Origin of the sequence: Paenibacillus sp. ACRRY (assembly GCF_022346995.1) — a bacterium.
Taxonomy (GTDB): Bacteria; Bacillota; Bacilli; order Paenibacillales; family Paenibacillaceae; genus Paenibacillus.
In genome coordinates this window covers 1,948,041-1,973,971 of the sequence record NZ_JAKRNM010000001.1, presented here as the reverse complement: position 1 = coordinate 1,973,971, position 25,931 = coordinate 1,948,041, and the positions used below count along the sequence as shown (strand labels likewise).

Here is a 25,931-nt window from a genome sequence, read left to right as displayed (position 1 = left end):
GGTCTTTTTTTGTTTGAAGCCACGTAGCAGTTATCACTTTTTCTGGACAAGATAAAGGAAAAGAGTGCATGTACAGCGAAGAGAAACAGGTAACGTGCAACTCAAGACTTTCAGTCTGGGAGGAATTGGAATGAATCAAAGAAATCTGGACGGCAACAGCATTATTATTCGGCTGGAAATGACAACGAAAGATATCAAGTTTGGCGAAGTGGCTTCGGCCATCTCGGAAGCTGGGGGAGACATCATTGCCATCGACGTGATTTCGACCAATCAGGATGTGAGTGTGCGCGACTTGACAGTTGCGGTAACGGACGCACAGGATAACAGTAAAATTATAGAAGCGGTACGCCAGCTCAAAGGTGTATCCATTATTAACGTGTCTGACCGCACGTTTCTGCTGCACCTTGGCGGCAAAATCGAAGTCACTCCCAAAACGCCGATTCATAACCGGGAAGACTTGTCACGTGTTTATACACCAGATGTTGCTCGTGTATGTTCGGCGATTGCCGATGAACCGGGCAAGGCATTTTCGCTGACTATTAAGCGGAACACGGTTGCCGTTGTATCGGATGGCAGTGCCGTGCTCGGACTGGGGAACATCGGACCTCGTGCTGCGATGCCGGTCATGGAAGGGAAGGCCATGCTGTTTAAGCAGTTTGCAGGTGTGGATGCATTCCCGATCTGCCTGGATACACAGGATACCGAGGAGATCATTCGTACAGTGAAAGCGATTTCACCTGCCTTTGGCGGTATTAATTTGGAGGATATCTCTTCTCCGCGGTGTTTTGAGATTGAAAGAAGGCTGAATGAGGAACTTGATATTCCGGTCTTTCATGATGACCAGCATGGTACCGCAGTTGTGTTATATGCGGGGCTGATTAATGCCCTCAAACTTGTTGGCAAATCTATTAACGATGTGAAGGTCGTTGTGTGTGGTATTGGCGCCGCAGGGGTGGCTTGCAGCAATATTCTCCTGTCAGCTGGAGCCAGCCGTTTAATTGGTGTTGACCGTGAGGGAGCACTTGTCCGAACACAGACTTATGAAAATGAGGTGTGGAGTGACTATGCTTCGCGAACCAATCCGGAGCTGGAGTCGGGTTCATTGCGGGATGTCATTCGCGGAGCAGATGTATTTATTGGATTATCCCGTGGCAATCTGTTAACCCGTGAAGATGTGCAATCCATGGCTGATGATCCCATCGTATTTGCGATGGCAAACCCGGTACCGGAGATTATGCCAGCTGTGGCGGAGGATATCGTGGCCGTCATGGCTACAGGCCGTTCGGATTATCCGAATCAGATTAATAACGTGCTTTGTTTCCCGGGGATGTTCAGAGCTGTTCTGGACTGCCGTGCGACTGAGATTAATGAAGAAATGAAACTCGCTGCCGCCAAGGCCATTGCTTCTGCCATCTCGGATGAGGAACGCACGCGTTATTATATTATTCCAAGCGTATTTAACGAGAAGGTGGTCAAGTCGATCCGTAAGCGTGTAGTTGAAGCGGCAGTGAGAACTGGTGTTGCCCGGCGTATTCCGCGCGAACAGGTCCGAGAAGGCGGGGAAGAGTAACCGTGGACGACAATTCCAATCTGACAATACATTCATCCGGACCTCTTGACCATGTAGATGGTATATCCGCTGGAGAGTCCGTCCTTCGTGCCGCCAGAGCCTTTGTTCGAGGAGATGCTGAGAGGCATACTGACGGACATGACTGGCAGCATATCGAACGAGTTACGGCGCTTGCTGTTGAGCTTGCCCATCGAATGGGAGCAGATCCTTTTGTCTGTGAGCTGGCTGCATTGCTGCATGATGTGCCGGATGAGAAGCTGAACAAAAGTCTGGAAGCCGGGATGAAAAAGCTGAACGAATGGCTGGATCAGCAGCAGCTAGAACCAATCACCCGTGAAGCTGTGATTAACATCATCAGCACAATCTCTTATGCGGGAGGACAGCGCCCTGCTGTTTCTTCCCTGGAGGCGCAAGTTGTGCAGGATGCAGACCGGCTGGATGCGCTCGGTGCCATAGGGATCGCGCGCACGTTTGCTTTTGCAGGAGCGCGAGGCCGTGAAATGTATGATCCTACCCTTCCGCCACGGGAGCAGATGACCCGGGAGGAATATCGGAATGGACGGAGCACGACAATCAATCACTTTTACGAGAAGCTGTTTAAACTGAAGGATCTCATGAATACATCCTATGGCAAGGAACTGGCCGAGCAGCGCCATGCGTTTATGGTAGAGTTCGTGGAGCAGTTCAAGCGGGAGTGGGAAGGTACAGATGGTAAAGCACCGTTGTAAACTGTGAGCGATAATCAAACCCATTCATTAGCAAACTTTTGGTGGTGGCAAAGACCACATTCCAAAGGTTTGCTTTTTTCTTTGCAAGAAAGCAGGTTATCTAGTCTTGTGAAACAAACATTATGAGGAATCACATGGTAACCACAGAGCGTCCGTGGTAAAATAAGTCGTTCTGATAAAATTTATGTTGAAGTTACATGGCTATGGGACATTAAAAGGGGCTGCTGTTATCGTTAATGGATGAAAAAGTGGAGTATTGGATCAAAATAATTCAACAAAAAAAGAAATACGGGGTAATAATGATTATTAATGGGTTAGTTCAAAATGAGAGTACAGGTAAGGAGGGGTTACCGTGTCGTTTGGAGCACGCGTGCTTAAGACAGGAATTGCGGTAACGCTTGCTCTGTACCTGAGCATGTTCTTGAATCCGCAGTCACCGGTACCGGCTGCCATAGCTGCCATCTTCGCGATGCAGCCATCGATTTATCGTTCCTGGAAGTATTTCCTGGATCAATTGCAGACAACCACGCTCGGAGCCATTGTTGCCCTCTTGGGCGGTATGGTATTGTCCAATGAGCCAATCGCAGTGGGATTGATCATTGTGCTTGTTATCATGATTTGTCTTAAATTGAATATGGGTGAGACCGTAGGGCTGACTCTGGTTACCGTCGTCTCCATTATGGAAGCTTCCGGTGACTGGCACTTTGCATTAAACCGGTTCCTGCTGACGCTTGTTGGTATTGTATCTGCGTTTCTCATTAACATCACGGTGTTTCCACCTAAGCCCAAGGTGCAGTTTGTGAAGCAGATCCAGAATGTGTTCAACAGCATGTCACTCCTGTTACGCACGTCCATCTCGGATGAGATCAAGGAAGTCGTTTTCAGGGATGAGAAGGGCAGTCTGGGCGGTTCCATTAAATCGCTCTCGGATAAATACAATTTGTTCGAGGAAGAACAGAAGAAAATGAAGCGTTCCAAATTCAGCGAGACCCGGCAGATGGTTGTATATAAACAAATGCTGCTGAGCCTGCAAAAAGGGTATGACGTGCTTGATTCCGTGGAGCGGCATTATTTCCAGGCACAGCGGACGCCAGAGATGGATCAGTTTTTTGATACACACCTTGAATTGGTCATTAAATTCCATGAGCACGCCTTGCTCAAATTCGAGGATAAATTGAAGCCGAACGGTGAAGAGGCGGCGCAGTTTATTTTGGATAATGATCGATTCATGGAACAAGCCATATCCCAGTTTGATATGGATCAGGAAGGTATGCTGAGACTATCCATCGTTGCTGCAGCCATATACGATTACGGATATCAGCTGGAACGTCTCAACAGGCTTGCCGAACATGTGCATAGTTCAAGTGAAGACAAGGAATCACAGGATAAAATTTTGAACTGGCTCAAATGGCCTTAGTGTCAATTGCACATTGGCTTTCCAATCAGATACAATAGAAGAACAACGTGTGACCCGGACAACTGTGTCCGGGTTGTTTTGTATACATAACATCAGAATGATGAAGATCATTCAAGTGAACCGAGGGAGAATAATATGAACGATAAACATCTGGATCCAGAATTTGTTGAATGGTTGAGTGGTAATCAATTGGAGGAGAAACAGCATGACGCCATGCAGCTGCTAACCGTGTCAGAGGAAGGATGGCCGCATCAGGCCATGATTAGTGTGGGTGAGATTATTGCTATGAACCCGGATACACTTAGACTTGCATTATGGCCAGGGACACAAACAAGTATGAATATGAACAGAACAGGTAAGGCTACCTTGATTGCCGTACATGAGCATCAATTGATGTATGTGCGCTTGGAGATCGTAGCCCTTCCTCCGTTGAAGGAAGCCATTCATCCTAGAGATCGGTATGAGGCTCATGTGGCGAGCGTGCGCGTGGATCGTGCTCCGTATGCTGACATCACAACAGGAATCACGTTTCAACTAAAAGAAGAGGTGGCATCTATAGCAAGGTGGAAAGAGACGATTGCAGAATTGCGCCAATAGAAGACGAACCATATCTATATTCATCCAATTCGAGGGTAATAATAAAGAGGTCTGCTTGATCGCTACTCATAATATTTAAAAGTAGAAACAACAAAAAACGCCGCCGCTTGCATCGGGACGCTGTCACTGGTACAATAAAAAATGGTTTTCAGAAAATTAGAACTAATTAACATAAAATTTAAATGTTTACTTTCTAATTAATTATACCATATCCTTTTCGGGCTTGTCAAATGGGCTTTTGAGGACACAATCCGGGGAAAGAGGGGCGTATTAACATATGAGTACTAACCAGCAATGGAGCGAGGAGCAGCATCGAGTAGATACAGTAACCGATCAGATCGAGCGGAAAATAACCGACCTTGAAAAGGAGGTTGGTTCCTTCCGGGATGAAGTTGTGGAGATGAGAAAGGACTTCTGGGATGAAGTCACCATGAACTTCAGTGAGGCGGATGATGTTGGGGAAACATCTACCAGCATGCGGCAGCAATCGCAGGTCCTGTCTGATCGGGAACGCAGTCATCTGAATACGGCAGCTGCGCTGGATAAAATGAAACGACTGCATCACTCGCCTTATTTTGGACGTATCGACTTTAAGGAAGACGGTTATCCGCAAGCAGAGCGGATTTACTTAGGTATTGCCTCACTGCTTGATGAGAAGGAAGAATCCTTCCTGGTCTACGACTGGCGAGCGCCGATATCCAATCTGTATTACGATGGTGCCCCTGGACCAATCACTTACCATACTCCGAGCGGGGAAATTAGCGGCGATATCGAAATGAAACGGCAGTTTGTCATTCGGGATGGACGTATCCGCTTCATGTTCGATACCGGTGTTACGATTGGGGATGAGCTGCTTCAGGCGGTGCTGAGCCGTACATCGGATGCACAGATGAAAAGCATTGTAGCGACTATTCAAAAGGAACAAAACCGAATTATCCGCAATGACCGTACACGCATGCTGATTGTACAGGGCGCAGCCGGCAGCGGCAAAACGTCAGCTGCACTGCAGCGTGTAGCCTACCTTCTATACAAGTATCGCGAGCATTTGCAAGCAGATCAGATGGTACTCTTTTCGCCGAACCCGATGTTCAACAGTTACGTATCCACGGTACTGCCTGAGCTTGGGGAAGAAAATATGCTGCAAACGACGTTTCAGGAGTACCTGGAACGCAGGCTTGGGCGCGAATATCAGCTGGAGGATCCATTCATTCAGCTTGAATATGTCCTTTCCAATACGGGGGATCCAGGATACACGGCACGCATGTCAGGCATCCGCTTCAAGTCCTCCGAATCATTCCTGAAAGTGATTACGCGATTCAAGGACAGCCTGATGTCGGAGGGCATGAAATTCAAACCTGTGCGGTTCCAGGGACAGGCGGTTGTAACAGCGGAGGCAATGGCTGAGAAATTCTACAGTTTCGGGTCATCCGTGAAGCTGGTGAATCGTCTGGAAATGCTTCGGGACTGGATGCTGAAGGAATTGTCGGCCTTTGGCAAAAGCGAATTGGAAGCACCCTGGGTTGATCAGCAATTGGATCTGATGGAACCGGAAGATCTGCAGCGTGCTTATCAGCGGCTGAAACGCAAACAAAAAGGGAAAGTGGATACGTTCGATGATTTTGCACAGGAACGGGAGATTCTGGCCCGCATGGTGGTTAGTGATCGGCTCAAGCCATTGCGGAAGTGGATCAAATCCCTGCGATTCGTGGATATTCGCCAGTTGTATGCGCATCTATTCCAGGACCAGGCACAGATGATTCGACTACTGGAAGGCGAGGCACTGCCAGCCCACTGGGATGAAATCTGCAGCATGACCCTTCGCCGAATGAAAGTACAGGAACTGGCTTATGAGGATATTACACCTTATCTCTATTTGCGGGAGCTGCTGCTTGGATTCCATATCAATTCGAATATAAGACATGTCATTATTGATGAGGCGCAGGATTATTCTGCGTTCCAGCTGGCTTTCATGAAGAGACTGTTTCCTCGAGCGAAAATAACAGCCTTGGGTGATTTTAATCAGGCGATTTATGCCCATTCTTCCGTACTCAGTGGTACTGGGCCACTCACAAACCTGTATGGACCGGAGAATACCGAAGTGATCGAACTCACGCGGAGCTATCGTTCGACACAGGAGATTGTCGAGTTTACAAGGGGGATGGTTCCCGGTGGGGAGGAGATCATTCCGTTCAATCGAAGCGGCGAGAAGCCTGCAGTCATTGTGTCATCCAATACTGAGGAGCATATGAAGAGGATTGCAGCAGATCTTAGCCATCTCATTCAGGAAGAATATGAATCAGTTGCGGTGATCTGTAAGACGGCTGAAGAGAGCAAGGATGTGCATGAAGCGTTAAGCCGTGTACTGCCTGCTGCGCCGAAATTGATCAAAAAGACAACACTTGCCTTCGAACGGGGGGTGCATGTCATACCGGCATACCTTGCAAAAGGGGTGGAGTTCGATGCGGTGCTGATCTATGACGGTTCTGCAGAACAATATGCGCAGGAGCACGAGCGCAAACTGTTCTATACGGCTTGTACCCGAGCGATGCACCTGCTTCATGTGTACAGCCTTGGTGAACCAAGTCCGTTCATAACTTCACAACCGCAGCAATTATATGCCATTAACCATGTATCTGCGGTGCAAACAGATTAAACAAGGTGATTCTTTTATATGAGAAGACTTCCGTTCCCTCGAGCGGGAGTCTTTCTATGTAGGGTAAGGTTTCGACTAGGATAAATGGAATGAGAGGATTGGGATAGGTAACCATTCCTGACATGAGAATAAATGGGTTTAGTTCAGTGGATAATTATTGAGCTGCAATTTGTATGCATGCACAATTGGTGGGAATTTTCTTTACACATGCCGTGCGGACTCATATAATCGTAACAATATATTTTTTTGGATCGTTAATGAATGAAGGAGGCAGTGGCATGAACAAACCATCTTTTGAACGGCCATTAATGGCAGATTGTGTACCTGATCTGGTAGCAACAGCGCGGGGAGATCTGAAGGCGACATTAGTCATTCGGGGAGGGACGCTGGTTAATGTCATCTCGGGTGAAATTTTGCCGGATATGTCGGTTGCGGTGCAAGGGGCTCGAATTGCCTATGTTGGCAAGGATGTGAGTCATACGATCGGAGAGCATACACGCATTATCGAAGCAGAAGGCAAATACATTGCTCCAGGATTGCTGGACGGACATTGCCACATTGAGAGTACCCAAATGAAGGTGACGGAGTTTGCGAGAGCTGTACTTCCTTCCGGTACAACCGGTGGTTTTTTTGACCCGCATGAGATTTCCAACGTACTTGGACTCAAGGGTCTGCGACTTATGCTGGATGAAGCGAGAACCACGCCGATGGCAGCCTATATGCAGGTGGCTTCCTGTGTGCCTTCAACACATCCTGGCTTGGAGACGACAGGGGCTTACATTGGACCGGAGGAAGTGGCTGAGGCTCTCTCCTGGGGCCCTGACATGATTGGTCTCGGTGAGGTCATGAACTTCCCGGGTGTCGTATACGGGGATGAAACGATGATCGGCGAAATTCAGGCGACGCTGCGAGCAGGTAAGGTGGCGGACGGTCACTTTACTTGGGCAGCGGACGACTGGCGTTTACCTGTTTATGCGGCAAGTGGTGTGACGGGAGATCATGAATGTGTGACAAAGGAAGATGTTGTGGAGCGCCTGAGACTCGGCATGTATGCCAAAATGCGTCAGGGATCAGCCTGGCATGATGTGGCTGAAACCATCAAAGCCTGTACCGAACTCGGACTGGATACTCGCCGAATGATGCTGGTGACCGACGATCGGAGTTCCGAATCGCTGCTTAAAGAAGGACATATGGACTTCGTCGTTCGACTCGCCATTTCGCAGGGGGTCAAACCCGTGACTGCCTTCCAAATGGCAACCATAAACACAGCTGAACGTTTCGGTGTGGCTCGTGATATTGGTGCAGTTATCCCGGGCAATATAGCTGATATCATCTTGCTCGATGGCCGACTGGCAGATGTACGTGTAGGTATGACCATTGCTGCCGGGCATGTAGTCGCAGAGAAGGGGAAGATGACGGCCGTTTGGGATAGCTTCACCTATCCGGAAGAAGCGCTGAACACGGTGAAACTGGAAGCTAATATTCAGCCGAAGGATATGGAGCTGTCGGCGCCGATTGAAGAGGGAGCCATTGGGGCCAAAATCATTCATGTGACCGAAAACCATGTGGATACGAAAGAGAAACATGTCCCTGTAAACGTGCAAAACGGTCGGGTAGTAGTGTCCACAACGGGGGATATCTGCAAAATCGCAGTCCTGGAACGACATAAACAAACCGGAAACAAGGCAGTTGCCCTTGTTGGCGGCATTGGATTCACCCGCCCTGCTGCCATTGCAATGACAGTTGCTCATGACAGTCACAATCTTCTCATTATCGGTAACGATGATACCTTGATGGTGGAGGCAGGTAATCGGGTAATTCGCATGCAAGGCGGGGTTGCCGTGATTACGGATGAGGGTTTAACCGAGTTTCCGCTTCGGATCGCAGGATTAATGTCCACCGAGCCCTTTGAAGAAGTCGCTGCACAATCTGCTGCAATCAGTGAAGCACTGCAATCGGCAGGCTGTACTCTGAATAATGCCTTTATGACACTTTCCCTGCTTGCTCTCGTTGTTATCCCTGAGCTGCGTTTGTCGGATAAGGGATTAGTACGGATCTCGGCAGACGGAATTGAGCTGGTGACGCTATTTGATGAGACAACGGAAAACAGCCCAATTACACCTGCCGGGACATGAAATGAGGGCATGATCTCTTTTACTGGCTGGTTTGTAAGAACGTGATGAATAGAAATGACAACATATAGATGGGTAAATGTGAATATGGAAGACTGAAAGTCGCCTTTATGGCGGCTTTTTTGTGTTTTTTGAGAAAACGCTTCCTAGGTCTTCTGTTGGTCATTCAAATATGGCAATAACGACAGAAGTTGTGGAAATTATCTGTGTAAATTAAAAAGTTTTTAATAAATGAGACTTAAGAACTATGAATACAGAAGTGTGAATTCCCGAAATAATCTTATATGATCCTTTCGTCGTAAGTCTAGAAGATGATATTGCATATGAAAGCAAATGCATAAACAAATCGTTTATCTGATTCATAAAATGAAGGGTAAAACGACAAACATTCTTCCGTAATACGACGATGGAGCGGTAATTTACAAGGGGAGTGTACAAATATGCAAAGCAAGCGGGGGTTTCATTTTATTAAAATCATCAGCTGTCTGGTCCTGATTGCAGGTGTAACGTTCTCATCCAAGTCCATTGCACAGGGTTCTGTAGAAAGTTATGAATCCATTCATGGCAACGTTGAAGGGCCACTTAGAGCGACTTGGGTATGGGATACCACTCAGATCGAGAAAAATCCGCAAGAGGTGCTGAAATTTGCCGTGGATCATGATATCAACACGATCTATCTGCAGATCAATCGCGATGTGAAGATTCCCTACTATACAGAATTCATTCGTAAGGCCAGAGCTTACAATATCGCGGTTGATGTGATGGATGGAAGAGCGGCTTGGGGACTAACCGAAAGCAGAGAGCAGATTGCAAGTTTCCTCGACTGGATTGAAGCCTATCAAAATCAGGTAGAACCTAACGAGAAATTTGCTGGGATTCATCTTGATATTGAACCGCATGTCCATCCGGAGTGGAAAACCAATCAGGCAAGCGTCATTACTCAGTGGCAAGGGAATGTTCAATACATCGTTGACCGCGCTGCACTGATGAATATGCCTGTAGCTGCAGATTTGCCTTTCTGGCTGGATAACTACAACATTCCGGGTTCAACAATGGCTGTGAGCAGCTGGATGATCCGCAAATTTGATTCGATCACCATTATGGCTTACCGCGATACGGCTGCAGCAATCTATAGCGTTGCAAAAGACGAGCTTGCAGAAGCTTCCCAGCTGGGCAAAGCGATCTCGATTGCCGTTGAGACGAAGCAGAGCAAGGAAGGTGACTTTATTACATTTTATGAAGAAGGATCAGCGTACATGGAGTCTCAGCTTAAGCTGGTGGAAAAGTTGACGGCAGAGCACTCCTCATTTAAGGGATTCTCAATTCATGAATACACTTCCTGGAAAACGTTGAAAGAATAATACGCTACTAGGCATAGCAAAAATTAAAAAGTGCTTGCAGCATAACCGCTGTAGGCACCTTTTATTTGCTTCATATAAGGGCAGGCTCCATGGCCACCTTTTCATAAAACATTTTCCGATACTGCGAGGGGGTGGTATTTTTATGTTTTTTGAATGTGGTGATGAAATAGCTTAGATGTTCAAAGCCGACATCCATGGCAATATCCACGATCTTGTGATCCGTGTTCTCGAGCTGGTAACAGGCTTGCTGCACACGGTAATAGTTAATATAGTCAACAGGACTTTTCTGTACCATCTGCTTGAAAAAACGACAAAAGTGTCCTTCACTCATATTGGCCTCATCCGCCAGTTCTTTCAGCTTTAGCGGCTCAGGGTAGCGTTTGTGAATGTAGCCAAGAACGGATTTGAGCCGCTCTACTTTGTCATGGCTGCCTGTCGGCACGGTACCTTTGACAGGTGCAGGGCGCATGTGATCAAACATACGGGCGAAAATGAGATACAGATAGGCTTTGGTTGTCATCTCACAGGTTTCAGAACCGCTAGCATGATCAGCGAAAATACGCTGGAGATGCAGCAGGATCTCACGCCCCCAGTCATCCTCCGGCTTCATATGAAATGGAGGGATAAGAGTCTTATGAACGAGCGGCCCAATGAACTTCTCCTGTACAGCATCGAAGGTACGGCTGCCCAGCAGCTCGGGACTGAACACGATAGAGGAGAAGACACAGGGAAGGTCGCTTTTCAGATAGCCTGCATGGATTTCACCCCGGTTGACAAAAATTGCCTCGCCCGCTTTTACCTCCACGGTGTTCATGTCAATCTGGAACACTGCACTGCCTTGAGTAACCATCGTAAATTCCATCTCATCGTGCCAGTGGCAATCCAGAATGCTATCTCCATTGAGCTGTTCAATATCCGGGTAAACACTGACAGGATACATTGCATTCCCGTGGATTCGGTCCTCCCGTAATCGTTCGCGTTCCATAGAAGGTCCTCCTTTATGGTATCATTATTAATGTAATCGTTTCCATAGATTGGTGATCTTGCTTAAGAAGCGGGTGGAAAATATCAAAATCGTGATATATTTGGTCAAAATATCGGAAGAAAACCATGATTAATATCAATATTATTATAGTATAACCGAAGGGGGAAAGAAAACATGAAATTTACTGATGGATTCTGGATGACTCGTGAAGGATACCAAATTCAAAACCCGACTGACATTCGTGATATTGTGCAAAAAGGGGATTCCTTGACCGTATATGCGGCAACTAAATATATTCGCACCAAAGGTGATACGCTGAACGGTACATTGCTGAAAGCAACGTACAGCTCACCTATGCCTAACGTTATTCGTGTAACCTTGAATCACCATAAAGGAAGAGTAAAAAAGAGTCCTGAATTTGAACTCAACTATCAAGATGTAAATGTTGACATCACGCAAAATGAACAAGGTGCTGTTTTGAAAAGCGGCAATCTTGAAGTTCAAATTGACAAAACAAAGGGTTGGGACGTCAACTTCTTGTATGAAGGAAAACGGATTACAGGCAGCGGTCAGAGAGCGGCTGGTTATATTACTGGTCCGAGTAAAGAAGCATACTTCCGCGAGCAGCTTGATCTTGGCGTAGGCGAATACGTTTACGGTCTGGGTGAGCGCTTCACACCATTTGTTAAGAATGGTCAAGTGGTTGACACATGGAATGAGGACGGCGGTACAAGCAGCGAGCAGTCCTATAAGAACATTCCTTTCTATTTGTCCAGCAAAGGGTACGGTGTATTCGTAAACCATCCTGAACGCGTATCGTATGAAATTGCATCTGAGAATGTATCTAAAGTGCAGTTCAGCGTAGAAGGCGAGACTTTGGAGTACTTCATTGTCGGCGGTGACAATCCGAAGGATGTACTTGATAATTATACGAAATTAACAGGTAAACCAGCGCTTCCACCGGCATGGACGTTTGGTCTGTGGCTGACAACATCGTTCACAACGGATTATGATGAAGCAACCGTTAACCACTTCGTGGACGGCATGGCTGAACGTGATCTTCCACTTTCCGTATTCCACTTTGACTGCTTCTGGATGAAGGAATACCAATGGTCTGATTTCGTATGGGATGAAGCGATGTTCCCGGATCCGGAAGGCATGATTCGCCGTTTGAAAGACAAAGGTCTTAAAATATGTGCCTGGATCAACCCTTATATTGCAGAAAAATCCTACTTGTTTGATGAAGGTATGGAGAACGGTTATCTGGTGAAAACAGCTGATGGCAGCGTATGGCAGTGGGATATGTGGCAAGCCGGTATGGCGCTGGTTGATTTCACGAATCCGGATGCTGTCAAGTGGTATAAGAGTAAGCTGGAGGTACTGCTTGATCAAGGTGTAGATTCATTCAAGACAGACTTCGGCGAAAGAATTCCGACTGATGTCGTATACTTTGACGGCTCCGATCCGGTTAAAATGCATAACTACTATACACATCTCTATAACAAAGCAGTATTTGAGTTGCTTGAAGAAAAAATTGGCAAGAACGAAGCTGCCCTGTTTGCCCGCTCGGCAACAGCAGGTGGTCAACAGTTCCCGGTTCACTGGGGCGGAGATTGCTCTTCTACTTATGAATCCATGGCTGAATCGCTTCGCGGCGGCTTGTCACTCGGACTTTCCGGCTTCGGCTTCTGGAGTCATGATATCAGCGGATTTGAAAATACAGCGACACCTGACGTATACAAACGCTGGGTACAATTCGGACTGTTGTCTTCTCACAGCCGTCTACACGGAAGTACTTCCTATCGTGTGCCTTGGCTATTTGATGAAGAATCCGTGGACGTTGTTCGTGACTTCACCAAACTTAAAAATAGCTTGATGCCTTACCTTTACAATTCTGCTCAGGAATCGACTGTGAAAGGTATCCCGATGATGCGCGCCATGGTGCTGGACTTCCCAGAGGATCCTGCAACATATAGCCTGGATACGCAATACATGTTTGGGGATTCGATTCTTGTAGCGCCGATCTTTAATAAGGAAGGCGATGTAACTTACTACTTGCCAGAAGGAACGTGGACAAACTTCCTGACAGGCGATAAAGTACAAGGCGGTCGTTTTGTACGTGAGAATCATAACTTCCGCACATTGCCAATGATGATCAAACCAAACAGTTTGATTGCAGTGGGCGCGACGAATAGCAAACCGGATTATGATTTTGCAAATGAAGTTTCCCTGCATTTGTTCGAGCTTTCTGATGGCAACACGGCTCAAGCGGTTGTTGTAAACCAACAGGCTGAGCAGGAACTGATTGTGAACGTAACCCGTAACGGATCTGTTCTGGAGGTACGTGCTGAAGGTGCAGGCAAGCCATGGAATGTGGTACTTCGCGGCATCGAAAGTGTATCCAGTGTCGAGGGTGGATCCCAGACAGCTGGTGAACAAGGCATCGTAGTAACGGCAGCAACAGGCGTAAGCTCGCTCACGATTCAATTGTAATTTGCACACATGACTTAGAGGACGGTACCGCAAGGTGCCGTTCTGTTTGTCTACAAATGAGACATGCAGAAGTGGTTGCAGCGAGTAAATCATAGTATGATCTAGGGTAGACCTACCGAGATATTATATCGATTGGTGGAGAGATTTTTGGAACCGCTACCAAAGTGAAAGAGTATTGCCTCTTGCAGGGCGGACTTTTCAATACAACTTACCAAATACAGCTGGAGCATGCTGCTTATTCGGATGTGATTTTGCGTTTGGCACCAGAAGTTTAATCAACGTACGTTGGAGCTCCTGGAACAATGGAAGATGATGATAGAACCATACCACTAATTAGGAGGAGTAAGTATGAAGGAATATGAACAGTACCCCATGTGGGATGCAGCATTGCCGCTCGAACAGAGACTTGATGACCTGATTAAACGATTGACGATAGAAGAGAAGATCAGCCTGATTCCTACACGCGAAGCAGCTGTTCCGCGGCTGGGAATTCCTGCATACAACGTTGGAGGGGAAGCTGCCCATGGGGTGGCCTGGAAAGGGGAAGCAACCGTTTTTCCGCAGCCTCTCGGACTCTCAAGTACATGGAATACAGCACTCATGCGTGAAATTGGTTCAGTCATAGGGGATGAGGCCAGAGCCTACCACCATCGCGAACCTGAACGGCACGGTTTAACCCTGTGGGCACCAACCGTTGATCTGGAGCGTGATCCACGTTGGGGAAGAACCGAAGAAGGCTATGGTGAAGACCCTGTGCTCACAGGGGAGATGTCAGCAGCTCTCGTGCAAGGTATGCAGGGGAATCATTCATTTTATTTGAAAATGGTCGCTACGCTAAAACACTTCTTCGCCAATAATAACGAGAAAGACCGGCTGAATTGTTCATCCAGCATTGATCCTCGGAATTTGCGAGAGTACTATCTTAAAGCATTCGAGACACCTTTTGTTGAGGGCGGTGCCTTGTCTATGATGACAGCCTATAATTCCATCAACGGCACGCCTGCAATTGAGAGCCTTTATGTGAACGATGTGGTCAAAGGCGAATGGGCTATGCCTGGTTTTATCGTCTGTGACGGGGGAGACCTCTCCCAAACCGTAAACTATCATGGATACCATGCGACGCATGCCGAGTCTGCGGCAGGTGCTTTAAAAGCAGGTGTGGATTGTCTGACCGATGAAGTGGATCTGGTGGTCGCTGCATTGCAAGAGGCTCTTGATCGAGATTTGCTGAAGGAAGAAGATCTGGACCGGGCTATTCGCAACATCTTCGGGGTTCGCATGCGTCTTGGACAACTGGACCGTTCGGGTCTTAATCCATATGCTTCTATACCAGAGTCTGTCCTGTGTGCGCCGGAACACGCCAAATTAAGTTATCGAGCTGCGGTAGAATCTATTGTATTGTTGAAAAATGACGGGTTGCTCCCATTAAAGTCGGATGCACTTCGCAAGGTAAGCGTGGTTGGACCTCTCGCGGGTGCAGTATTCACCGATTGGTATAGCGGTACGCTACCGTATCGGATCACCGCATTGGACGGTCTGCGGAGTCGATTGGCTGATGCAGAGATCATCTATGAGGATGGAAATGATCGAATTAGTCTCCAGACTACAGAAGGGCAGGTATTATCCATCGGAGATGAAGGAACCGTTGTAGCCGTTGCGGAAGGCAGTGCGGAGAAGGCTGTGTTCGTTCATCAGGATTGGGGATGGGGAAGTCATACGCTGCGAAGTGTGAAGAATAATCGCTATATTACGTTAACCGAAGAAGGCAAGTATCAGGCGATTGCACCAGAGATCGGGGGATGGTTTGTAAAGGAAGTTGTGCAATTTGATCCCGAGATCGATAACGGAAGCTTAATGCGTACGTGGAATGGACTTCCATTGGGACTTGCTGAGCATCGGGACAAGCATGTTTTGGCACCCGTTGCTGATTCACCAGAAGATGGCACGGAAGCATCGAATGCGAGTAATTCGGCGATTGGAGCGAAGAAGCCAGTACCGCTGGTGAAGCATATCGAGATTGATGGTATTAAGCGAGCAGTAGCTGCTGCGAAAGCAAGTGACCTATCTGTAGTCGTTGTCGGTAATAGTCCTTATATTAACGGCAAGGAAGAAATTGATCGGCCAGGTCTTACACTTCCATCTGAGCAAATTCGTCTTGTCAAAGAGGTTCGCAAGGTAAACCCCAATACCGTTGTTGTGATTGTGGGAAGTTATCCATTTGCACTGCAGGAGTTAAAGGACATAGCTCCAGCCATCGTATACTTGACTCATGCAGGACAAGAGCTTGGACACGCGGTTGCGGATGTTCTGCTTGGCACATATGCTCCGGCAGGCAGACTGAATATGACCTGGTATGAGGATGAGTCCCAGCTTCCCGATATCATGGATTACGATATTATCAATAACAGTACGACCTATATGTACCATGAGGGTCCGGTTTTATATCCATTCGGTCATGGTTTGACTTATTCTCCATTCGAATATGATGCAATCAGTGCTAAGCGGATAACAGGTGAATCCGGAGCTGATGTGTTGAAGGTTGAACTACAAGTCCGAAATGCAGGAGAGTACGCAAGTGATGAAGTGGTGCAGATATATGGGCGTCCACAGACATCCCGAGTAAAGCGGCCTTTGAAGCAATTAATTGGCTTTAAACGTATCCATCTTGCATCTGGCGAAGTTCAGACAGTAACTTTTGAAATTCCTGTTCAAAAGCTTGCCTTCTGGGATGTCACCCGTGATCGGTATTGCGTGGAGACAGCGACCTGGTCCATTATGGCTGGGCGCTCCTCGGAAGATATTCGCCAGACAGCCGATATGGAGATTGAAGGGGAGGTTATACCTGCCCGCCAATTGGACTTGCCAACATTTGCTGAGAATTTTGATGAGTATGCAGGTGTGCTCCTGGATGAGTGTCTGGAAGGACGATCGGCAGTTCGGGCCATTGTCCCTGGAGAACCACTGTATAAGGAAGATCAGCTGTCCTGGATTGCTTTCCTGAATAACGGAACACAAGGAGCGCATACATTGGAAGCACGGGTAGCTGCTTTTGGAAAAGGTGGAGAACTGCAGATACGTTCTGGAGGGCCAGATGGGGCGCTTCTCGGAACATGTCCTGTGCCCATGAATGGTTCTGAATCCACACCGGGTCAAGATCGTTCTGACATCCAATGGACAACGGTCCAATGCCCAATCCAACCTGAGCAGGAACTTGATCGTTTATATATTGTGTTCCAAGGTGGAGCGGCCATTCAACAGTTCAAATTAAAATGTTAGGTATTTCAGCGGAGTGAAAACGATCTATTTCAATACGATTAATAATACACATAGACCGTTCTGGGTTGTAAAATCCAGAACGGTTTTTTAACATGCTGTAACTGAACTTTTTTACATATCCCGTATAATCAATTGGTGAACTAACCACACTAACAATGTTGTTTTCCGATCTCGTAAAGGTGGTTAAGGCATGAAAGATAAAAAGTGGGACCTCGTCGCACTTGCTTCCATCCCGGTGATTATGACATTGGGTAACTCCATGTTGATTCCGATCCTTCCGCAAATTGAGCGTGAACTGAAAGTTTCCTCTTTCAAGGTCAGCATGCTTATCACGGTATACGCAGTAGTCGCCATACTGCTGATTCCGATTGCAGGGTATCTGTCCGATCGGTTTGGACGTAAAGCGGTCATAATCCCCAGCCTTATTATAGCGGCAGCCGGGGGTGCGGTGGCAGGCGGAGCTGCATTAATGCTGGACGGAAGCATAGCGTATTGGACCATACTTGGCGGAAGGTTTCTGCAAGGAATAGGCGCAGCTGGAGCCTTTCCCATCGTTATACCCCTTGTTGGCGATATGTTTGATGACGAAAAGCAGGTCAGCAAGAGTTTGGGTATTATCGAAACATCCAATACGTTCGGTAAAGTCATAAGCCCCATTTTGGGTGCTGCGCTGGCCGTTTGGCTGTGGTACCTGCCGTTTATGGCGATACCGGTGCTCTGTTTGCTTTCACTGGTACTTGTTATTTTTCTGGTGAAAACGCCGAAGAAAAAAGAGAAGCCACCGACCTTTTCCGAATTTGTCTCATCCGTTCGCACAGTGCTGAAACAAAAAGGCCGCTGGCTGTATGCACTCTTTGCCATCGGTGGAATTTGCATGTTTGTTATATTTGGCGTGCTTTTTTATTTGTCGGAAACGCTGGAGTCAGAGTACCAGCTAAAAGGTGTACTTAAAGGTCTTGTGCTCGCAATACCGTTGGCAGCCCTGTGCTTGTCGTCATTCCTCGCAGGTAAATGGATTGGCAAGAGTAAGGTTCGCATGAAGTGGGTAGGTTTTACGGGACTGGTGATTTTGACCGGCTCTCTGGTCATTATGGGGCTCTGGGATAGCATCTATCTGGTGGTGGGATTATTCACTCTGGGTAGTGCAGGGATTGGTGCCACGCTTCCATGTCTTGATGCACTCATTACTGAAGGCGTTGACAAAGCGCAGCGCGGTACGATTACAGCCTTGTTCAGCAGTATGCGTTTTATTGGCGTTTCTTTGGGGCCACCGGTGGTATCCCTACTCATTGGTACTTCGCATTTTATTCTTTTTATTGTAATTGCAGCTACTGGAGCGGTAGGTGGTCTGCTCACATTATTTGCGGTTAAGCCGGAAAAAGGGAATGAGTCCAGCTCGGAAGCCCCTGAGAAGTTGGAGCGGAATGCGGAGACGAATCACGTACCTAGACGGGTACCCATTAGGCGAAAGAAAAGTCCATTTTAACGAACTGCAAAGATAACAAAAACGCGTTTGCTGGTGAGAACAAGATTCTCAACCGGCAAACGCGTCTTTTAATTTGAAAGGAATTTATTTTTGAACGGATGTGTCTGAAGTTTGCTCTTTGGAGTCTGAATCCGCGGCTGATATATGCGTATGGGCAAGCAGCGGATGAACAGAAACTGCGAAAGATCCACTTCGTTTACCTTGGATAAGATAGATTAGCAGGAACACAATCATGAAGATGACAGAATACCGGTACATGTCCGTGTAGCTTGTCATGGAGGCAATAGCACCAAGCAGCAGAGCTCCCATAGCAATCCCCAAATCAAGTGTATTCAGGAACATGCCGTTCGCCATCCCGCGCTGGGTTGGAGCTACAATCTGAATCATCCAGGTCTGCAGTGAAGATTGCATGGAACCATACCCAATGCCGTATATGAATGCTGCGACAAATAAAATCGGCATGGACGTTGCAAAAGAGAGGATAATCAGCCCGATAGCCACAAAAATCGCTCCAGGAATAAGCAGCGCTTTGGGTCCCTTACTGTCATACAATCTGCCCGCAAATGGTCTGACAAGCAGTACAGCTAATGCATTAAACAAGAAAAATAAAGCAGGGTTGGCCAGATTGGCCTCTTTCCCGTATAACACAATGAAACCGACAAGTCCACCATAGGTGATGGATAACAAACAATTCAGCATACTTGGCAAGATCAATTTGCGATTAAAAGGAATTTTCTCCTTCGTTCCGGAGACGTTCGCTATGGGCCCGGCTGAAGTTTGAGCTGAACCAGCGTGTGAATGTGCTGCTTTCTTACGTGTTAACGAATAACTGAGTGGATAGATGACTACGATCACGGCGGCTGTACACAGCATAAGTGTTATGAATCCTGAACCCTGCAGCAACGTTACCCCGATAATGGGACCCATGGACATGGCAAGACTGGTAGATAACCCGAAATAGCCCATACCTTCTCCCATTCGTTTAACCGGAATGATGTCAGAAGCCATGGTTGGGAACGCGGTACTGCTCATTCCGAAACCAACACCAAAAACCATGCGCAGCAGTAACAGCACAGCTATACCGGCAGCAAAATAATACCCGAGGGTAGCAAGAAGGGCTACAGACAGGCCAATGTAGATCATGGCATTACGGAGGCCTTTTTCGAGTGCTTTGGCTGAGTAGAGGCGTGCTGCAATTGCACTAAGTGCAAACAGACAGGTGAATAAGCTGACTTCAAAAGCATTGGCGTGGAATCGTTCCTGTACGTAGGAAGGAAGAGGAGAAACAATCATATGCAGCTGTAGAAAAAGCAGGAAGTTACAGAGCATGAGCAAAATAAAATCGGTGGTCCAAAGTTTAACCTGTGTAGAACGGTCTTTCATATGAATTCATTCCCCCTTGGATGTTCAGTTCATTACAAGTTGCGATTAATGAGGGAAAGAGTATGTTTAAATGCTTCCATCTGGTCTTCGGGTATACCTTCAGCAAGTTCTTTATTCATTTCTCTTTCAATGGGAACCAGAATATCGATCAACGCTTTTCCTTCCGCAGTCAGATAGAGGAGATAAGCTCGGCGATCCTGTTCACTGGTCCGACGTTCAACCCATCCCTTTTTCTCAAGTAGATCAATAATGCGTGCAGTGGTGGGTTGATCCTTCAGAACGCGATGGGCAACTTCCTTTTGGTTCACGCCTTCTCCCTTATCAATATTGAACAGAACAGAGAATTGCTCTGTTGTTATATCGTAAGGTTTAAAACGGGTCGCAAGTAAAGCAGCAGCTTTGCGATACGTGAAGCCCAGCATAAATCCGACAGATTGCTCTAGCGAATAGTCCATACGAACGTAGTTCCTCACTTTCCTATGAATCATCTCTTCAAACTAATTACTTGTTATAACAACTATATGTTATGCAACGAATTTTGTCAAAGCAAATTGGATATAAACAACTTTCAAGTTGGATTGTGCGAAGTTAGAAAATACTGATAGAATGGAAGTGAACTGCATTGGTGGAAAGTTAAGGATGTCATCTTGGAATATCGAAGGCCATTCTGCTCCATTCGATGTGGAGCTAACAAGGAGAGCTGAGTATGCTGAAAAACATTCCTGCAATAATTCCTCCAGAACTGCTTAAGATTATGTCTGAGATGGGGCATGGGGACGAATTGGTTCTCGCTGATGGCAATTTCCCTGCAGCCAGCCATGCCAGGCATCTCATCCGTTGTGATGCGGTGGGAACCGTAGAGTTATTGGATGCCATATTGAGCTTGTATCCACTTGATACGTATGCAGTAAGACCTGCAGCCGTCATGCAGGTTGTAGAGGGAGATCAGGTCGTTCCAATTATATGGGAGGATTACCGCAGACTGATTTTGGAGCATGAGGGTATCACAGATGCTTTCGATCAAGAGGAGCGATTTTCGTTCTATGAGAGGGCTTCACGTGCCTATGCTATCGTTGCTACCGGTGAACGTGCCCAGTATGCCAATCTAATTTTGAAAAAAGGGGTTATTTTCCCTGATGTAAGTCCTGATCCGCAAAATCAACGTATTGAATTAAAGTGATTTTCAATAAAGTACCATGGCGACGGAGCCAGTTACGCTCCTGTTCGCCTTTTTGCCATAGAACGAATCCAATATATGGATATATATAGTATAGGCATTGACTCAATGATGACGGTATACACGGGTACCGCGTAGGAGCGGATAGCTAGTTCATATGAAGCTGCATCTTTTGCATACTGAAGCACTATGGCCGCAGCAGTTCCACCAAGCAGATAAACGAAGGATTTTTGTTGTTTGATACCAACAAGTTTTGAAAGGCAGACGGAAGCCACATATAAGAGAAATGAGCTTCGGGTGAACATAGTTGTAGACCAGATAGCAATTAACACAGGATCCAGATTATCCAGAAAATCTCCGTAGCGGGCAAATCGTATCATCTCCAGCAAGGGGTAACGGAAACTTGCAGCGACGTACGGTCCAAAATTCATTAATGTAAACATCCAAAAAACGATGATGAATATTACTACCGTTCCTCCTGCAAAAAACATACTTTTGAGCATATTACGCCGGAAAGCAATAGCAGGCGCAAGGAATAGAAACATCATCCACTCGGAAAACCAAGGCATAGTTGAAAGGGAGCCGAATATGATTTCGGATAGTTCATGATGGGTCAGCATGGATGTCAGGATTCCAGGATTGCCTCCGCCTCCTACAGTCGGTACAAGAAAAGTGGAGGTAATCAGCTGTACGACAAAAATACCTTCAGACATAAACACGATGGTAAATAATCCGGAACGGGCAGATAGACTAACGCACAAGAGGGTTATCCCTGCCGTTAACCAAATAGGAGTTTCGGGAAGGTACATCGATTGGAGGAATACAATGAAGTTTTCCACATCTATGGACAAGAGATAGATACACAGCATAATAATTAATCCGATGTAAATTTGATGCACAGATTTGCCAACAATCTTCTCCCCGAATGACAGCCAAGGTTTGTCTGGATAGAGCGAGCCCAGCTTGTAGGTGAATATAAGAAATATAAGACTGAGTAGAAAGCCACCGATCGTGGAGAGCCAGCCTTGATACCCGCTCATTTTGAATAATCGCTGCAATAGAAAGGCAACAGGCTCTGAATATAAATAAACAAACATGAAACGATATGCTTGTCCAGCAGTGAGGTGGTTCATGGGAGTCACCTTTCCTATTGTGATATTTGGTCAGCCCAACCAAAGACTAGATTGATCATATCATTGGGATTAGGCCATCCAGGCCAGCTCACCGCCAGTGTATTCCACGTGAGATAGAAAATCAGTAAGATGAAATAACCATATCTAATTGTTTTCTTACTGGAACGAAAGAACGACCAGTCCATTAAATAAAGCCCGGCAAACAATAGTACGGCTATCATCGGATTCCTCCTGTGTAATTGATTGGGGAGCCAGTATGTGACCCCATCAAAAGCTAGACTCTGATCCTACAAACTGAATGTTGATATCAGTAGTGACATGGAACTGCAAATCATTTTTTATATAGCTAATCCATTTAGGACGAAGTGTTTTCCAAATCTTTGGATACCTCCATTCCAGGCGGTACCCCAGCCTCAATATATCGGCCCCTTTACTCTGACCGAACCTAATCGCTTTGGTTAGCTGAGCACTTACTTTTTCCCCAGCAGCCTTTTCGATATCCCTCACCGCTACAATATCCTTTGCTTTGAGAATGGGGATAACCGAGTTTAGTTCAGCCTTCCCGATGAGTTTGATATCAAAGATCGGCTCACCTTGTTCCAAGCGGACGTGAACATCGGAGTGCATGTCATAAAGCGTCATGCTTGCTTTTTCTTTTTTGGTTCGAACAGATATGGTCATTGAATCTAGGTTTCGCTCTGCCCAGGAAACCGTCCTAGCCTCCTCGTCGGAAATAGTACCAACCATCTTCATTTGTTTGAATAGGGCTGCTCCAGATTGGCTCACCCACTTTTTCAACTCGCCATCCTCGCTTGCCATGTAGCTTTTTTGGGCAGTCAGCAGGAGGGAGGCAAATCCTTGATTCATTTTTTCTGCGGCAAAGATATTAAGTACTTGAGTTTTTAGTAGGTTTTCTTCAGTGGAGAATTCCCGTAGTACATCACTTGGTGTTTCTTCGAATACAGGTGTGAGATCGGAGACATTCTTGGCTTTTCCTTTGGCAACCATAATGTAGCTGCTTAGGTGAAACAGAGGTTCTCGAGCAATCCATGCCAATGTATCCTCAATTCCTTCCTTTGCGTAGGCTTCGCCAAAAACAACGACCCGAGTATGTCCCCAAGATATTTTTCGTGTTAAGTCAGTCTGAATTTTCTCAAGTGCATCAGCTATCGTTGGTGCGGTAGCTGATACGATGGCATAAGGATTTTTACTCGACCCACCTCCTTCGGGTGCAAGCCGATTAGGCAGGGGCATACTGAGTGTTATTTCGATATCCCCAGGTGTTTCCCCCTTATCGACATACATGGCTGTAATAAAGGTTCTCTCGTTGATCTCAACCTTAGACCAGCATCCGCTGCACAGGAGGAAACTTATTAGCATAAGTCCACTTTTTCGATACAAATTGCGAACCTTCATGGTGTCTTTTGCCTCGTTTCATTATCCGCTGCATAAGCTTTGGTTCTTTTTTTCATCCGAAACCACGGGACGCGCACAAAAGTATCTTTGAAATCCCGAAGCACCAGGGGAGCAAAAGGCTGCATGTAAGGAACACCGAAGGAACGCAGGCTAACCATATACCAGTAAAGCAGATAGATGGATATCAATACGCCAAACAAGCCTAACGTTCCGCCCATAAGCAGAACTGGAAAACGAAGCAGCCGAAATGCCAGACCTAGTTCAAAGTGCGGGATAATAAAAGCGGCAATGCCCGTGATAGAGACCACAATGACCAACGGTGCGGATACGATGCCGGCCTGAACCGCTGCTTGTCCGATGACGATTCCGCCGATAATGGATACGGTTTGACCCAAAGGCTTGGGAATACGTATACCTGCTTCTCGTAATCCCTCAAAGGTTATTTCCATAATGATGGCTTCGATTAATGCTGGAAAGGGAATATTCTCCCTGGCAGCAGCGATCGTAATTAGCAGATTGGTCGGAATGATTTCCGGGTGAAAAGTTGTCACCGCAACATAAACAGAGGGTAGCAAAAAGGCGATGACCGAAAATAGCAACCGGATCATCCGGATAAATGATGCAGAATGAAATCGCTGATAGTAGTCCTCAGAGGATTGCATTAAGGAGAAGAAGGTCACCGGAATCAGTAGCGAAAATGGGGTTCCATCCTGCATTACGCCGATACGTCCCTCTACCAAAGCCGCAGCGACCGTATCTGGCCTTTCGGTATACTGGTACTGTGGAAACGGAGACAGGGGATGTTCTTCAAGAAACTCGGATAAATAGCTTACCCCTAAGCTGCTATCCATATCGATTTCACCGAGACTGTCCAGCACATTTTCCAGTATGTCTGCTTTGCATAATCCTTGGATATACACCACATAAACTTCAGTTTTTGTGTATCTGCCGATGGTAAACTTGATCATTTTGAAGTCTGGATGTTTGATCTTATGCCGTAGCAGTGACATGTTAACGTTAATATCCTCTATGAAAGCTTCTTGAGGTCCAACAACGACGACCTCATTGGTCGATTCAGGTACAGAGCGTTTTTGATAACTTTGAATGGAAAACGAAAGCATACCTGACAATCCTTCCAGGTACAGTGCTGCGTTACCAGAAAGAATATCATCCACCAACTGCTCTGCAGAGTCAGAGCGTTTGGACTCCAGTGTAAAAAACTCTCCGCTGATGACACGTGATAAAAAAAGAGAATCGACTTCATTTTCAGATACCTTTTCCAGCAGTGGCTTGATAATGGATTTTCGCATAGTCGCTGTGTCCACAATAGACTGTATATAGATAAGAACACCACTAACCGGGCCTAACTGTAAGGGCTGATAAATGATGTCGGCGATGCCGATTAAATGCGCTTTAAGCTGTTCGAGGATGGGCTCAGTTGTCATGAATGCTCTCCTTTATCTGCGAACTCTGAACAAAATCAGTGATTAAGTCTATAGTCTGGCGACGGTTGTATGGAATTATTCTTATAGAAGTAGAATATATTGCAAACTTTGATGCAGATGATGAATGGGTGGATCGCTCGAAATGCCGTAAACTAAATAAGAAATATGGAGAGATCAGTTCGTTGTTAAGGGGGAAGGAACAGATGGTATATCGGGTTAGACGGGCAGGGCTTGATGATGCCCAGCAGATAGGTGAATTATTTAACCAATACAGAATGTTTTACAACCAGGTTTCTGATACGGAGGGAGCCATAAAGTACATTCAGGAGCGCTTGAGAAAGAATGAATCTGTTATATGGATGGCAGAGTCTGAATCTGAATTGGAACCTGGTCCAGGGAATATAGCTGGGTTTGTTCAGTTATATCCGAGCTTCAGTTCAGTGTCTATGAGCTCTATTTGGGTGCTTAATGACTTATTTGTACATATGGATCACCGCAAGCAAGGTATAGCGCGTCAGTTGATGCAGGCTGCACAAAACTTCGCCAGCGAGACAGGGGCGGTTCGAATAACCTTATCCACAGCGATTAGCAATACACAGGCACAGGCATTATATGAATCAGAGGGGTATGCGAAAGATAATCACTTCCTGTATTATGAACGTAATGTGTGAATAACCTC

The 25,931-nt window shown here is 46.5% G+C and carries 19 protein-coding genes; 12 read left to right on the top strand and 7 right to left on the bottom strand.

The annotated features are described in order from the left end of the window. Positions 1 to 130: 130 nt before the first annotated feature. The 7 genes from MH144_RS08475 to MH144_RS08445 all read left to right on the top strand — a co-directional run bounded on the left by MH144_RS08475 (position 131) and on the right by MH144_RS08445 (position 10,458). The gene (locus MH144_RS08475; RefSeq protein ID WP_239299054.1) at positions 131 to 1,570 is read left to right on the top strand and encodes an NAD-dependent malic enzyme; all 1,440 of its coding nucleotides are present in this window, start codon (positions 131 to 133) and stop codon (positions 1,568 to 1,570) included. A 62-nt stretch (positions 1,571 to 1,632) separates the two neighbouring features. Then, on the top strand, positions 1,633 to 2,298 hold the full coding sequence (locus MH144_RS08470) for an HD domain-containing protein (RefSeq protein WP_481857341.1): 666 nt from the start codon (positions 1,633 to 1,635) through the stop codon (positions 2,296 to 2,298). A 352-nt stretch (positions 2,299 to 2,650) separates the two neighbouring features. After that, a complete protein-coding gene (locus MH144_RS08465) occupies positions 2,651 to 3,715 on the top strand; it encodes an FUSC family protein (RefSeq protein ID WP_239299052.1) in 1,065 nt (354 codons plus the stop codon). 135 nt (positions 3,716 to 3,850) lie between these two features. Beyond that, positions 3,851 to 4,312, top strand: a complete 462-nt coding sequence (locus MH144_RS08460) for a pyridoxamine 5'-phosphate oxidase family protein (protein WP_239299051.1) — start codon at positions 3,851 to 3,853, stop codon at positions 4,310 to 4,312. A gap of 277 nt (positions 4,313 to 4,589) precedes the next feature. Continuing rightward, positions 4,590 to 6,965 (top strand): RNA polymerase recycling motor HelD, encoded by a 2,376-nt coding sequence (gene helD / locus MH144_RS08455; RefSeq protein ID WP_239299050.1) that lies wholly within the window; start codon positions 4,590 to 4,592, stop codon positions 6,963 to 6,965. 278 nt (positions 6,966 to 7,243) lie between these two features. Further along, the gene (locus MH144_RS08450) at positions 7,244 to 9,100 is read left to right on the top strand and encodes an adenine deaminase (RefSeq protein WP_239299049.1); all 1,857 of its coding nucleotides are present in this window, start codon (positions 7,244 to 7,246) and stop codon (positions 9,098 to 9,100) included. A 437-nt stretch (positions 9,101 to 9,537) separates the two neighbouring features. Then, positions 9,538 to 10,458 (top strand): hypothetical protein, encoded by a 921-nt coding sequence (locus tag MH144_RS08445; protein WP_239299048.1) that lies wholly within the window; start codon positions 9,538 to 9,540, stop codon positions 10,456 to 10,458. Between the two features lie 70 nt (positions 10,459 to 10,528). Here the strand turns inward: MH144_RS08445 and MH144_RS08440 are convergent, their stop codons facing one another. After that, complete coding sequence (locus MH144_RS08440) at positions 10,529 to 11,443, bottom strand: helix-turn-helix domain-containing protein (RefSeq protein WP_239299046.1); 915 nt, start codon at positions 11,441 to 11,443, stop codon at positions 10,529 to 10,531. 174 nt (positions 11,444 to 11,617) lie between these two features. Between MH144_RS08440 and yicI the strand changes: the two genes are divergently transcribed. The 3 genes from yicI to bcbE all read left to right on the top strand — a co-directional run bounded on the left by yicI (position 11,618) and on the right by bcbE (position 18,698). After that, complete coding sequence (gene yicI, locus MH144_RS08435; RefSeq protein ID WP_239299045.1) at positions 11,618 to 13,936, top strand: alpha-xylosidase; 2,319 nt, start codon at positions 11,618 to 11,620, stop codon at positions 13,934 to 13,936. 348 nt (positions 13,937 to 14,284) lie between these two features. Then, positions 14,285 to 17,212 (top strand): glycoside hydrolase family 3 C-terminal domain-containing protein, encoded by a 2,928-nt coding sequence (locus MH144_RS08430; RefSeq protein WP_239299044.1) that lies wholly within the window; start codon positions 14,285 to 14,287, stop codon positions 17,210 to 17,212. Positions 17,213 to 17,402: 190 nt separating this feature from the next. Continuing rightward, positions 17,403 to 18,698: a bacillibactin exporter BcbE gene (gene bcbE / locus MH144_RS08425; protein WP_239299043.1), complete on the top strand. Its 1,296-nt coding sequence runs from the start codon at positions 17,403 to 17,405 to the stop codon at positions 18,696 to 18,698. A gap of 84 nt (positions 18,699 to 18,782) precedes the next feature. Here bcbE and MH144_RS08420 read toward each other — a convergent pair whose 3' ends face one another. Continuing rightward, entirely contained in the window at positions 18,783 to 20,081 is a 1,299-nt protein-coding gene (locus MH144_RS08420; protein ID WP_239299042.1) for an MFS transporter, read from the bottom strand. 32 nt (positions 20,082 to 20,113) lie between these two features. Further along, positions 20,114 to 20,536, bottom strand: a complete 423-nt coding sequence (locus MH144_RS08415; RefSeq protein WP_239299041.1) for a MarR family winged helix-turn-helix transcriptional regulator — start codon at positions 20,534 to 20,536, stop codon at positions 20,114 to 20,116. 251 nt (positions 20,537 to 20,787) lie between these two features. On the opposite strand from MH144_RS08415, the gene MH144_RS08410 reads away from it, so the two are divergent. Then, positions 20,788 to 21,261 carry an RbsD/FucU family protein gene (locus tag MH144_RS08410; RefSeq protein ID WP_239299040.1) on the top strand — a complete coding sequence of 158 codons (474 nt, stop codon included), beginning with the start codon at positions 20,788 to 20,790 and terminating at the stop codon, positions 21,259 to 21,261. A 32-nt stretch (positions 21,262 to 21,293) separates the two neighbouring features. Here the strand turns inward: MH144_RS08410 and MH144_RS08405 are convergent, their stop codons facing one another. Genes MH144_RS08405 through MH144_RS08390 form a run of 4 tightly spaced genes read right to left on the bottom strand, consistent with a single transcriptional unit; the run spans position 21,294 to position 25,252 of the window. Then, a complete protein-coding gene (locus MH144_RS08405) occupies positions 21,294 to 22,391 on the bottom strand; it encodes a GerAB/ArcD/ProY family transporter (RefSeq protein WP_239299039.1) in 1,098 nt (365 codons plus the stop codon). Between the two features lie 14 nt (positions 22,392 to 22,405). Next, positions 22,406 to 22,612, bottom strand: coding sequence for a hypothetical protein (locus MH144_RS08400; protein WP_239299038.1), 207 nt, complete (start codon positions 22,610 to 22,612; stop codon positions 22,406 to 22,408). A gap of 46 nt (positions 22,613 to 22,658) precedes the next feature. Next, on the bottom strand, positions 22,659 to 23,807 hold the full coding sequence (locus tag MH144_RS08395; RefSeq protein WP_239299036.1) for a Ger(x)C family spore germination protein: 1,149 nt from the start codon (positions 23,805 to 23,807) through the stop codon (positions 22,659 to 22,661). Then, positions 23,804 to 25,252: a spore germination protein gene (locus tag MH144_RS08390; RefSeq protein ID WP_239299034.1), complete on the bottom strand. Its 1,449-nt coding sequence runs from the start codon at positions 25,250 to 25,252 to the stop codon at positions 23,804 to 23,806. The genes MH144_RS08395 and MH144_RS08390 overlap by 4 nt, the downstream gene beginning before the upstream one ends. A 38-nt stretch (positions 25,253 to 25,290) precedes the next feature. Between MH144_RS08390 and MH144_RS30960 the strand changes: the two genes are divergently transcribed. Continuing rightward, positions 25,291 to 25,923 (top strand): GNAT family N-acetyltransferase, encoded by a 633-nt coding sequence (locus MH144_RS30960; RefSeq protein ID WP_239299032.1) that lies wholly within the window; start codon positions 25,291 to 25,293, stop codon positions 25,921 to 25,923. Positions 25,924 to 25,931: the final 8 nt, after the last annotated feature.